12 protein-coding genes are annotated in these 12,671 nt (G+C 43.5%); 2 read left to right on the top strand and 10 right to left on the bottom strand.

Annotated elements, in window-relative coordinates; all coding sequences use genetic code 11:
- Positions 1 to 224 precede the first annotated feature (224 nt).
- Positions 225 to 1,829 carry a bifunctional 3-(3-hydroxy-phenyl)propionate/3-hydroxycinnamic acid hydroxylase gene (locus FTT73_RS05420; RefSeq protein WP_180191125.1) on the top strand — a complete coding sequence of 535 codons (1,605 nt, stop codon included), beginning with the start codon at positions 225 to 227 and terminating at the stop codon, positions 1,827 to 1,829.
- 82 nt (positions 1,830 to 1,911) lie between these two features.
- Here FTT73_RS05420 and FTT73_RS05425 read toward each other — a convergent pair whose 3' ends face one another.
- The 8 genes from FTT73_RS05425 to FTT73_RS05455 all read right to left on the bottom strand — a co-directional run bounded on the left by FTT73_RS05425 (position 1,912) and on the right by FTT73_RS05455 (position 8,182).
- Positions 1,912 to 2,526, bottom strand: coding sequence for a glutathione S-transferase family protein (locus tag FTT73_RS05425; protein WP_180078251.1), 615 nt, complete (start codon positions 2,524 to 2,526; stop codon positions 1,912 to 1,914).
- 133 nt (positions 2,527 to 2,659) lie between these two features.
- A complete protein-coding gene (locus FTT73_RS05430) occupies positions 2,660 to 3,553 on the bottom strand; it encodes a LysR substrate-binding domain-containing protein (RefSeq protein WP_005097811.1) in 894 nt (297 codons plus the stop codon).
- Between the two features lies 1 nt (position 3,554).
- Positions 3,555 to 4,754, bottom strand: coding sequence for an MFS transporter (locus tag FTT73_RS05435; RefSeq protein ID WP_180191126.1), 1,200 nt, complete (start codon positions 4,752 to 4,754; stop codon positions 3,555 to 3,557).
- Positions 4,755 to 4,785: 31 nt separating this feature from the next.
- On the bottom strand, positions 4,786 to 5,349 hold the full coding sequence (locus FTT73_RS05440) for a TetR/AcrR family transcriptional regulator (RefSeq protein WP_180191127.1): 564 nt from the start codon (positions 5,347 to 5,349) through the stop codon (positions 4,786 to 4,788).
- A 183-nt stretch (positions 5,350 to 5,532) separates the two neighbouring features.
- A complete protein-coding gene (locus FTT73_RS16310) occupies positions 5,533 to 5,658 on the bottom strand; it encodes a hypothetical protein (RefSeq protein WP_257232856.1) in 126 nt (41 codons plus the stop codon).
- A gap of 186 nt (positions 5,659 to 5,844) precedes the next feature.
- The gene (locus FTT73_RS05445) at positions 5,845 to 6,366 is read right to left on the bottom strand and encodes an acyl-CoA thioesterase (RefSeq protein WP_004280680.1); all 522 of its coding nucleotides are present in this window, start codon (positions 6,364 to 6,366) and stop codon (positions 5,845 to 5,847) included.
- Between the two features lie 289 nt (positions 6,367 to 6,655).
- On the bottom strand, positions 6,656 to 6,832 hold the full coding sequence (locus FTT73_RS05450; protein WP_167381266.1) for a hypothetical protein: 177 nt from the start codon (positions 6,830 to 6,832) through the stop codon (positions 6,656 to 6,658).
- Positions 6,833 to 7,177: 345 nt separating this feature from the next.
- Positions 7,178 to 8,182, bottom strand: coding sequence for a patatin-like phospholipase family protein (locus FTT73_RS05455; protein WP_180078210.1), 1,005 nt, complete (start codon positions 8,180 to 8,182; stop codon positions 7,178 to 7,180).
- A gap of 124 nt (positions 8,183 to 8,306) precedes the next feature.
- On the opposite strand from FTT73_RS05455, the gene chrA reads away from it, so the two are divergent.
- A complete protein-coding gene (chrA, locus tag FTT73_RS05460) occupies positions 8,307 to 9,512 on the top strand; it encodes a chromate efflux transporter (RefSeq protein WP_180078212.1) in 1,206 nt (401 codons plus the stop codon).
- 54 nt (positions 9,513 to 9,566) lie between these two features.
- Here chrA and FTT73_RS05465 read toward each other — a convergent pair whose 3' ends face one another.
- Both FTT73_RS05465 and gltS read right to left on the bottom strand, forming a co-directional pair.
- Positions 9,567 to 11,042 carry a sodium:alanine symporter family protein gene (locus FTT73_RS05465; RefSeq protein ID WP_180078214.1) on the bottom strand — a complete coding sequence of 492 codons (1,476 nt, stop codon included), beginning with the start codon at positions 11,040 to 11,042 and terminating at the stop codon, positions 9,567 to 9,569.
- 45 nt (positions 11,043 to 11,087) lie between these two features.
- A complete protein-coding gene (gene gltS / locus FTT73_RS05470) occupies positions 11,088 to 12,326 on the bottom strand; it encodes a sodium/glutamate symporter (RefSeq protein ID WP_180078218.1) in 1,239 nt (412 codons plus the stop codon).
- Positions 12,327 to 12,671: the final 345 nt, after the last annotated feature.

The raw sequence follows: 12,671 nt of genomic DNA on the forward strand, positions 1-12,671 counted from the left end.
ATTGACTAGATTTAAATGCCCATCATAGTTAAAACTGATCACAGGATTGAGAATGACTATTGAATTATTTTAAATTTATCATTTAAATTCAATTATTTAAATAATAAAAATCCACTTAAGATTAATATTATTCATATAGCTCAACTACTATCGCCTAACTTGTTTACAGCTCAGAACTGTCCCTTAATAGATTGAAATGCAAGTCGATTGAATGGACATTCACTATGAGCAATACCAATTACAGCACTGATGTAGCAATCCTCGGCGCTGGGCCTGTAGGCTTAACCATTGCCAACTATCTGAGCAAGCAAGGCGTGAGCGTCACGATGGTCGAGCAACTGGATAGTTTGATTGATTATCCACGTGCCATTGGGATCGATGATGAATCTTTGCGTACCATTCAATCCTTAGGTTTGGTCGATCAAGTCTTGCCCCATACCACGCCCAATCATGCCATGCGCTTTTTAACACCTAAGGGTCGCTGTTTTGCAGATATTCAACCTTTAACCCGTGAATTTGGATTTTCGCGCCGTAATGCCTTTATTCAGCCACAAGTCGATCAGGTTCTGCTTCAGGGCTTAAAACAATATGAAAATACGCAGGTGCTGTTCTCACGTCAATTGACCCAGTTTAGTCAGGATGCCGAGGGTGTAACGCTTAACCTGCAAAATGAACAAGGGAATACAGAAACAGTCCGTGCCCAGTACCTGATTGCCTGTGATGGCGGTAACTCTTATGTACGCCGTAATCTGGGCATTGCTTTTGAGGGTGAAACTGCGCCGAATCAATGGATCGTAATCGATCTTGAAAATGATCCGCTTGCGACACCGCATATTTACCTGTGTTGTGATCCGGTACGTCCTTATGTATCCGCCGCATTGCCCCATGGAATTCGCCGTTTTGAATTTATGGTTATGCCGGGTGAAACTCAGGAAGAACTCAGCAAACCGGAAAATATTGCCAAATTACTGGCCAAAGTGCTTCCAAGTACCGACGGCATCGAAGTGATCCGTCAGCGTGTTTATACCCATAATGCCCGTATTGCGGACAAATTCCGGGTAAACCGTATTTTACTGGCAGGTGATGCTGCGCACATTATGCCGGTATGGCAAGGTCAGGGTTATAACAGCGGGATGCGGGATGCCTTTAACCTGGCCTGGAAAGTCGCACTGGTGGTTCAAGGCAAAACCGGCCCCGCACTTTTAGATTCTTATCAGATTGAACGTAAAGACCATGCCAAAGCCATGATTGATCTGTCCGTGATGGCCGGTCATGTATTGGCACCACCAAAAAAGTGGCAAGGTTTTGTCCGTGACGGTATCGCCTATGCCCTGAACTATATCAAGCCGATCAAACAGTACCTGCTGGAAATGCGCTTTAAACCGATGCCGAAATATCATGATGGTGTGCTTTTGAGCAACGGCGCCAAAAATTCTCCAATTGGCAAGATGTTCATTCAGCCTCAAGTTCAGCTTGCATCAGGTGAAACAGTGTTACTGGATGAAGTGATTGGCAATGATTTTGCCATTATTGCCTGGGGTGTCGATCCAAAATGGGGCCTGAGTCCAGAGACACTGCAACAGTGGAAAACCCTCGGTGTGAAATTTATTCAGGTCATTCCGGCAGTACAGTTACAAAATACCCAGCGCCAACAGTTTGAAGATGTCATCACCATTGGTGATAGCGGCACAGAAATTCGCTCCTGGTTTGGCAATACTTCCGATTCAGTGGTGATCTTGCGTCCTGACCGTTTTGTGGCCGCACTGGCCATTCCACAATCACTGGAAAACACCAGTCAGCAACTGTTTAAAAAACTGTACCTGAAATAATTTTAAGGTCATTTTTTACCACGCTTCGGCGTGGTTTTTTATTGTGATGAGATATCCAGATCAAGTGATACAGAGCGATGAACTAAACTCGATAGTCTTGAAACCACGGCATGTCTTTCAGGGAATCACGAGAGGCCATCTGCTGCAAATAGGGTCTGAACTCGTCAAATGGCGGTAAAATTTTTGCAGAGATCGCAAAGACTAAACAATAAGCCGCATATAAGTCTGCTGCGGAAAATTCTTCACCCAGCAAATAGGGATTGGCCTGGCTTATGCCCTGTTTCAGAAAATCAAATACGGCTGCTTCATTCCCGAAACTTAAACTTCTGCGGTTCTGTTCAATATTTTCTGGCGAGACCTGCAAATTTTTTATATCGATATATTCGGTGAAGGGCCCATGACAGAACAATATCCATTTTAAATATGCCCCACGCTTGGGTTCATCCAAAGCAGGTGCCAAGCCTTGGTCAGAATACTTATCTGCCAGATAGATAAAAATGGCGGCCATTTCTGAAATGACAATCTCCTGATCGACCAGACAGGGAACTTTTCCCATCGGATTAATCTGTAAATATTCAGCTTGATGCATATATTCATAGGACACTTCCACCTGCTCAATCTGGTCTTCAATCTGCAATTCTTTCAATAAGGGCAACAGGGTCAGGCCCCGTGATTGCGGATTGTTATAGAGCTTCATCATATTGCTTTAACCATTTTTTATTTTTAGAGCTTCAGTATAAAACGGTTTTCTGTGTCAATTTACACAGATGTGCTACAGATCATTTCTGTCGCACAGCTTTTAAAATATAGGCAGACCAAAGATGTAAATCTTAAAAAAGATCGACACAAAACTTTTCTTTTAAGACTTTTAAAATCAGATCAATCACCACATGTTTTTGGTCTTTACGATAATTGGCATATAGCCCAATCATGGGCAAAGGTTCAAGGGTCTTTTTGACCACGATATTATCGCCGAGTAATGGAATCACATAGGCCGGCACCAGACTCCAGCCCACGCCCATCCCGACCAGATTGACATTGAGCAGGATATTGGTCGAATGCTGCACCACATTGACCTTCAATTTGGACTGTTTAAAAAAGTCTTGAATAATTCGATGCAATTGTGGTGAAGCCTGTTCATCACTAATGACAAAATCCTGATTTTCAAAGCTCTTAATACTGACATGTGGCAGGGTCGCAACCGGAGAATCTTTAGGCACAATCAGGGTTAAAGGTTCATCAAAAATCCGGATCGAATCAAACTCGCTCGACTGTCCCGGATAGCGGGTAAAAGCAATATCGATCTGGCCTTTTCTTAAAGCACTAAACTGCTCAGCGTCGGTCAAACTATGAAATAGTGCTTTCAGTTCAGGAAAATGTGCGCGGATATTGGGCATGATATAGGGAAAGACTTTCATTTCCGCAACCGGTACAAATCCGATATTCAGCTGATCCTGATGTGCATTGGCAATCTGTCTGGCAGCGTGGATCGCACGTTCTGCATGTTCCAGACTGAGCAAAGCTTCTTTTAAAAAAACCTGTCCGGCCTCGGTCAGGTTGACCTTACGGTTATTTCGCTCCAGTAACTGTACGCCTACCTCACGCTCCAGATCCTTGATTTGCTGACTTAAGGAAGGCTGTACAGTATTCAATTTTTCCGCAGCCCGGGTAAAATTCAGTTCCTCGGCCACAGTGACAAAATAACGTAAATGTCTTAATTCCATTTTATGCTTCCTGATTTTCCGGTACGTGTATTGGTCTTTTGGCCACATACTGACGATAAACCAAGATCGTCACAATGACGAGTGCAGCACTCGACACATACATCGCTTCAAAGCCCCAATAGGCAATCAATAGGCCCATCACCACGGAACCTACCGCCAAACCCAGATCAAACAGGGTAAAGAAGGTTGAAATCGCATGTCCCATACGCTGCTTATCGACAGATTGAATTGCGAGTGTCTGCAGACATGGAAATAATGAACCATAACCGATCCCTACAAAGACCGCTGATAACCAGAGCGTCCATTGATTGGATATCAGACTCACCATGACTAGGCCAATCGCAAAGAAAATAAAGGAAGGATAAATGACAGCACTTGGCCCCTTACGATCATAGATTTTCCCGACCCACGGCCGTACCAACAGCATCGAAGCCGCAAATACAATAAAAAATACGCTGGTATAAGCCAAAAGCTGCTTGCTTTCACTAAATGCCGTGATAAAACTCATGATGCCCGAATAAGCAAATGCCGTCAGCAATGCCACACAGCTTACCGCCAGGACTTTCACTTCCAATATATCTTGTAGACTTAATTTGGTTTTTTCTGTGCCAATCCGCCTTGATTTTGGCAGTTCGGTAATTTTCAGCATCCAGCAGAAAATCAGTCCTAGAGAAATAATAATAGCCAGAATCCCAAATAAGCTTTTAAAGCTAGTGAATTGAATGACGGTCAAGGCCAGCAATGGGCCAAATACCACCCCCAGATTGGTCGACATGACAAAATAGCCCATGCCCTCGCCTTTACGCTGTTCTGGAATAAATTCATTGGCCACCGGCACCGCCACCGTAGTCAGAATACTGAACCAAATGCCATGTAGAAATCGCACCAGCAACAGTGACCACAAGCTATCAATGAGCAAATAGCCAAAGGCAAACAGCGCAAAAATCACGCCTGCACCGCGCATCGAGATTTTCTTGCCCAGTTTTTCGATGATCATGCCGAAAAAAGGCCGAACTGCAATTGATGATGCCAGAAACAAGGTCAGTGCCAGACCCGCTTCTTTGACTGAGCCCCCCAAATCTTTCATGATGTAAATCGGCAAGATGGTCAGTAAGGCAAAATAATAAACAAACAGAAAAAAGTTATTGAATAAGCACAGGATAAATGAGCGATTCCATAAACGCTCGGGGCTGAGAGACATAAAAACCAACTTTAAGAAAAATAGACCAGGCTCAGGCTTGAATCACAGCAGGATGCAGCACTAACTCAGCCAGCGCCCGGATGTAATTTTCATCCGGCATACGATTGAAAAAAATAATCTGGTAATGGATCGGGCCGTACAAACTGTCCAGCATTAAATCAAAAGGATAATCCGCGCGAATCTCGCCACGCTCAATCGCTTGCTGAATCAGTTGATGAGTCTGCTGTCGACGCGGCAATAAATATTGCTGAAAGAATTCACCGGCCAGTTCACGATGATTGGCGATTACCACCAGTAAAGCCCGACCAATCGGATGGTTGAGCGCCTGAGACAACAAGCTTAGCTGTCGAATCAGATTACTTTTCAGGTCATTTGCAGGATCAGGCTCAAAGACTGAGACCGTATGCTGTTTGAAGGTATCTAGCACCAGCTCCGATTTATGCTTCCACCAGCGATAAATCGTAGATTTTCCCACCCCAGCTCGTGCTGCAACAGCCTCAATAGTCAGTTGATGATACTCTCCCTCTGCCAATGCATCGGCAACCGCCTGCAAGATACATTGCTGTCGTCGTGAGCTTTTTTCGTCATGATTCATAAAGTCTACTTATCTTCAAACACAATAGATACGATACGTATCGTTTTATATTAGAGCAAAAAACGATAAAGCTCCAGACATAAACTGAAATTAAAGTAAAAAGACTCTCCTATAAAGTCATGCTGATCAGTTAAAGAATTTAGAAATAGACGCTTTAACTGCTTAGTCGTTCACGATGGAGTCTTAAGGTTTTAAATCAAATACTTTAATATCATTTGTTACTTTGGTTTCACCCAACTGAGCAGCGAAGCTTCGCAAGGAAGGCATCTTGCGGTCATACTCCTCACCGCAAAACTCGTCAGCCAGCATCGACTCGTCAATTTGTCATGGAAACCATCATTTTTTAAATCTTGCGGTGCAATACACCCCATGCCTCAAACAGTTGCGGATGACTTTTCCACCTATCACATATAATCCTCAATTTAAAAAAGAAAATGCCAGTCAATTGGTTAACTGACTGGCATTACTCTTATGAAGATGTTTTTAAATCACCGCTTAACTCTGTGCAGTCTTTTTATAAATACTGCATGAAGGATGATGATTCTCTTGCAAACGCGCGACTTTACGCTGTTCGGCTGCTTCAAAACGGCAACGTTTCCAGTCATTGTCCAGGTTCAAAGCCGGAATCTGTTTCGGTTTGCCATTTTCATCTACGGCCACCATAGTGAAATAACAGCTATTGGTATGGCGTACCGTTCTTTTTTGAATATTCTGCGCTTCTACACGAATCCCGATTTCCATCGAGGTGCGACCAACATGGTTGACACTGGCCAAGAAAGTTACCAGCTCACCCACATGAATTGGTTCCTTAAAGTTTACCTTGTCTACCGATAAGGTCACGACATAACTGCCCGAATAGCGACTCGCACATGCATACGCCACCTGATCCAGTAATTTCAGAATGGTTCCACCATGAACATTTCCTGAAAAATTTGCCATATCTGGCGTCATGAGAACTGACATCGTTAACTCTGACTGGTCATCTGACACTGCTGCAATTTGATCTAAAGGGGCCATCGTTTTCTTTGAACTCTTTGAATGACAAGGTTATCGCTTATTATTATAGCGTTTTTAACATGAATAAAATGTTCAATTCGGCAAATGAAGCATCATAATTATTAATATAGAAACTGCACTCATACAGAAAAAAATATATTTAACAGATCTCAAGGCTCAGCAAGAAGCTAAGCTCCAAACAAATAAACACTTATTGATCCAAAGCGTCTGCTTACCCAGCTCAAGTTTTTTTCGGGCCTCTCTCATTTTGCAAAAAATAATTCAAGACGCTGGATAAATCATTACTGATTTAGCGCATGAGTGGTCTTAACATTTCCTGGGCGACATTTTCATAGCTGAGAATTTGCTGACCATCCAGTGTGGTAGTGACCGTGAAAGAACCATCCGGATGTGCAGCTGTCACTGTAAAAATATAGTGTTCAAATTGCGCCAACTTGACCTGATGTCCAATTTTAATCTGATTCATTGTCGTTACATCTATTCATTAATCTTTCAAAGCACATTCTGTCATGAACAATATTTAAATATTTGATCAACTTAAGTATAGGAATAATAATATTAAAATTTCGACTTAGAAAAGCAACACTTATTCCCAAAAAAATATAATTTATAATTCAACAACTTATAGTCAAAATAAAGTTTATCTCTCCTGAAAATTCTGGCCAATTCATATGCAGAAACAATGATTTAATCTTTTATAACGATCAGCCAGTGTTAAGATCAGAATCTGGAAAGCATAGGGATGCAATAGCTTTGCCTACCTGGTTCGATCTCATAAAAAATGAACAAAAAAATTTAACCGCAATATGCTTTAGGGCTGCTGCTGTTCCTGAGCCACAAAGAGCGGAATATGATGGCCGCGAGCATAATTATATTTTTGATAAGCGAGAGAAATATCCATCAGTTTTAACTGTGCAGCATCAATGCCGGCCTGCATGGTTAATTCCCTGCCACGTACATCAAAGATATGTCCTTTTTCCCGTAAATCGGGCTGGATCACCACATCGGCATGCTTTAATTCTTCTTGTGCCAAGTGTTGCTGCATAATATTAATATTCTGGTTAAACAGTCCCCAGACATTACTGGTTTCCGTATGAATAGGCTGTGCCAGAATATCAACCGCAATCACAATATCTGCTCCCAGCTCACGTGCCACATTCACCGGTACCGGGCTGACCAGCCCGCCATCGACATATTCTTTTTCTTCAATTATTGTTGGAATAAACATACTCGGAATCGACACTGAAGCACGTACTGCCTGTCCAGTATTGCCATAATTAAAAACGACTTTCTTGCCTTCTTTTAGTGCTGTGGCCACCACAAACATCGGGATTTTCATGGCTTCTAGTGGAGTTTGATCGACTTGTAAATTGACATAGTCTTCTACTTTTTTGCCATCAAAAAAACCTTTTCGATCCAGTTTGATATCGCGTACATCGGTTGCTCGCATGCTCAAGGCAATATTGCGCAGCTCAATCGCCGGTTTACCACTGGCATAAATAGATCCGACGATGCTGCCCGCACTGGTTCCAACAATAAAATCCGGACGAATACCGGCCTGTTCCAGTACTTCGAGCGCACCGATATGTGCATAGCCACGCGCACCACCACTGCCTAAAACGAGAGCAATGACCGGACGCTGTTCAGTTTGCTTGATCTTTTCAAAATCAATTTGATTCGGACGTGCCTGAGCTTCTCCGCGTTGTGCAGCAGGTTGCAAATGACTGGTTGCCGCTTGGGCTGTCATTGGAGTCGTTTGGCAAGCACTCAGGCCAAATGTACCCAGTATCACCATACTCAACACATATTTCTGCATGCAGAGAATGTCCTCATTAATCTAAAGCAGCATAGTGTATAAACACATGCATAAATAGTCTGTAGAATTTCGTAAAACTGTCATACAGTTCAGCTACTTTATCTTCATTTTTCCCCATAACTGTATGCCTTCAATCTCACTGTATCGGATTTTCCTGATTTTCCTGCAACTGGGCTGCATTTCATTTGGTGGTCCGGCGGCGCATCTGGTGTTTTTTCACCGAAAATTTGTGACCCAGCTGCAATGGCTGAATGACACACAGTACAGTCAGCTGGTCGCTTTGGCGCAACTTTTACCCGGGCCGAGCAGCAGCCAGGTGGGCCTGTCGATCGGTTATCTGCAACGGGGCTATACTGGTGCCGTGATCGCATGGCTGGGTTTTACCCTGCCCTCGGTTATTCTGATGACCTTGGTGGCGCTCTTGGGTCAAAGCTATTTTCATATTTTAAACTCAAACAGCTTTCATACCATCCAGTTAATTGTATTTTCTGTAATCGCCTGGGCTTTCTGGCAAATGCTGAGAAGCTTCTGTAAAACCGCCTGGCAATACGCTGTCTTAATCCTCTCGGTGGTATTACTGATGGTGGTTTCAGTAAGTTTTAATCAAATTCTGGTGATTATGCTGGGCGCAGTCTGTGGACTTTTGGCGGGACATTTTTATCAATCAGATTCGAAACCCAAAGAAATTAACAAAACGGCAATCAGCTCGCCGTATATTCGATCTGCCGCTGCACCCTATTGGTTACTGGCATTTATCTTGCCGTTTATTCTACTCCCCTTAGCAGGGAAATTATGGGGTGAATCAGACCTGCAATTTTTTTCCAATTTCTATCAGACTGGCTCGCTGGTGTTTGGTGGCGGTCATGTGATTTTACCTTTGCTGCATCAGGACTTTGTCACAACCGGTTTAGTGAGTGCACAATCTTTTGATCTTGGCTATGCATTTGCCCAGCTCATGCCGGGACCTTTATTCAGTTTTGCCAGTTATATTGGTGCTTTGCTGCCTTGGTCGCCTTATGTCTGGCTAAATGCAATTTTAGCGACCTGTGCAATCTTCTTACCTTCATTTTTTCTGATCTTTGCAACCTTGCCCTACTGGTCATGGTTGATGCAACAGCGCTATATCCATCAGGCGGTAATGGGCATCAATGCTGCAGTGGTGGGTCTGTTACTGTATTTATTGCTGGATCTGTCACAACATTATTTTAACAGTATCTCCGACCTGCTGTTCGTTGCGGTAATGATTGCTTTACTCCGTTCAAAATTACCAGTCTGGTTCAGCCTGATTCTGGGTTTTATCCTTTATCAAAGTTATTTGAATTTCTTTTAAAATACTCCAGTCATAAAAAAGCCCTGAATGATCAGGGCTTTTTGCTTTTCAGGGTTACCAGATATCAGATTTGACCTTGTCTTTAAACTTAGGATGATTATCCAGTTTAAACTCAGGTTCTTTCACGCCACGCTTCAACTGACCGGTATAGTCTTTGAGTAGCATGAGCAGGAATGGCATCAGCAACAGGATCGCAATCAAGTTGATACTTGCCATCACACCCATGAACAGATCCGCCATATTCCAGATCAATGGCACGCTGGCGATGGAACCGAAATACACCATCACCAATACAAATAAACGGAAAATCAACATAACCCGGCTATTGTTATTGATGAACTGGACGTTTCCTTCGGCATAGGCATAGTTACCAATAATCGAAGAATAGGCAAACAGGAACAGAATCAAAGCCAGGAAGTCATCACCCCAGGCACCAATCTGGCTTTCGAGTGCCATCTGGGTCAAGGTCACGCCTTCAAAGCCTGCATTTTCATACAGACCCGAAACCAGAATAATAATCGCGGTACATGAACACACCACAAAGGTATCTACAAATACTCCGAGCATCTGTACCAGACCCTGGTTGACTGGATGTTTGACATCCGAGGCTGCAGCAGCATTCGGTGCCGAACCCATCCCTGCCTCGTTAGAGAACAGACCACGCTTGATCCCCATCATCATGGCCATAGACACCATGGCACCAAAGAAACCACCCGCGGCAGCTTCAAACTCAAAGGCTTTACTGAAAATCAGCTGAAAAATGGAGGGCAAGACATCGTAGTTGATCACCGCAATATATAAAGCCACCGCCAGATACAGTAGCGCCATAAAGGGCACTACCTTTTCTGCCACTTTGGCGATACGTTTAATACCGCCAAAAATGATTGTAGCTGTAATCAATACTAAGACTAGCCCGATCCAGGAAACTTCAAAATCCAATCCGCCTAAAGGCAAAATGATATTGGCCTGATCCCAGCCCCATGCATGTGACGTTGCACCAGTAATGGCATTGGCCTGAACCGCATTAAACACAAAGCCATAGGTCGTGATCAATGCAATTGCAAAGACAATCCCGAGCCATTTCTGTTTTAGACCCTGAGTAATGTAATAGGCAGGGCCGCCACGGAATTGCTGGTTTTTATGATCGCGCACCTTAAACAATTGTGCCAATGAGGATTCCACCAAAGCAGAGCTCATACCCAGAAATGCAGTAACCCACATCCAGAACACCGCGCCCGGTCCGCCAATCGCAATGGCAATCGCCACACCGGCGACATTGCCCACCCCAACCCGGCTTGCCAGTCCGGTGACAAAAGCCTGGAACGGAGTAATCCCGTGCGTATCCTGAACCTTGCCACGGCTATTTTTCATGACTTTCATGCTGTGCCAGAACAAACGAATTTGTACTGCACCCGTCATGATCGTATAGAAAATACCGACTGCGACCAGAAACACTACCAGAAAGTCCCATAAAGGGCCATTCAGGGCATTAATCCAGCCGAGTAAGGTTTCATTTAACTGATCATTCATGTCACATCCTTATGAGCCTATGACTCATCGTATCAGGCATAAAAATTATGCAAAAAACTTCAAAATCATCTGAATAACAGTAGCATTGATTAAGTCAACGAAGAACGCCCCACATAATGGAACGATCAGGAAGGCCTTATGCGACGCACCATACATATTGGTAATCGCCTGCATATTGGCAACCGCTGTTGGCGTTGCTCCCATACCAAAACCACAGTGACCTGCTGCAAGTACCGCAGCATCATAGTTTTTACCCATCAAACGGAAAGTGACAAATGCCGCATATAAACCCATCGTAATGGTCTGCGCACCCAGAATCACCATCAGCGGGCCTGCAAGGTCAGCCAATTGCCACAATTTCAATGACAATAGAGCCATTGCCAAATACAGCGACAATGACGCATTACCAAACACATCAATGGCACGATCAAAGATCTGGACTTTGAAAATACCTTCCAGTACATTACGCAGAATGACACCACCCGCCAATGCCCAGACAAATGTTGGCAGTTCAAACGCAGTACCTTTACTGAAACCCGTCATAAACTCTGCAAAAGCCAAACAACCTGCGAACAGGCCCAAGGTCGTGATTGCATTATCAGCGGTAATTAAACGCACCTGATGCGGATATTCAAACGGTACATATTCGTTGGTCGTGCTATCCATTGGTGTATTGTCACGCTTTTCGATCTGCTGATCGGTACGTGCAGTAGCCAGGTTATGACGATTGATCAGTAATTTGGCCAAAGGTCCACCAATGATCCCGCCGATGATCAGACCGAAAGTCGCACTGGCCATACCCAGTGCCAAAGCACCCTGAATGCCATGTTCAACTTCAAAAATCTCCCCCCATGCACCCGCAGTACCATGACCGCCGGTTAAGGTAACTGAACCTGCAATCAGGCCAATCAGTGGATCAATACCAAGCAGTGTTGCCAGACTCATACCGACTGCATTTTGCAAAACAATAAAAATCGATATAGCAAACAGGAAAATTACCAGACCGACACCGCCTTCACGCAACTTGGAAAAGTTGGCACTCAGACCGATCGAGGCAAAGAAGATCAGCATAAAACTGGTTTGTAGCTCTGAACTGGTGGTGATGCTGTATCCCCACAGTGAATGCACCAGTAATGAGATAATCGCAGCAACCAAACCGCCTGCAACCGGCTCAGGAATATTGTAGCGCTTTAAAAAATCGATTTTATTAACCAGGAATCGGCCGAGTAACAAAACAATGACTGCGGCAATCAAGGTATAAAATGCGTTAAAAGTAAAATCCATAATTTTTTGCCCAAGATGATTTTGAATTTTTTATTTTTCTAAAAGTTATGGAGTGCGCTAGATTTCTAGCTCGCTCATTAGATGTTCATCTGGAAATATCCTGATTTGATCTATCACCTTTAGAAAAACAAACCGATTTATCATCTCTTTCAAACTTATGAATATCATCATCACGATCATATTCAACAAATGAGAGATTTATAAAAGCAACACCTTTTCTATTCCGATACTCAGTCTGTTGTAAAATTGCAGACAATTTTCAAACAGATGCGCATGCTGGTAAAAAAACTGTGTTTTAAGCTCAAAAAAAACATTCAGTGCTTGATGAGTGCTTTCAACCTAAAG

The sequence above is a fragment of the Acinetobacter sp. YH01006 genome, from assembly GCF_013420445.1.
GTDB lineage: Bacteria > Pseudomonadota > Gammaproteobacteria > Pseudomonadales > Moraxellaceae > Acinetobacter > Acinetobacter pseudolwoffii.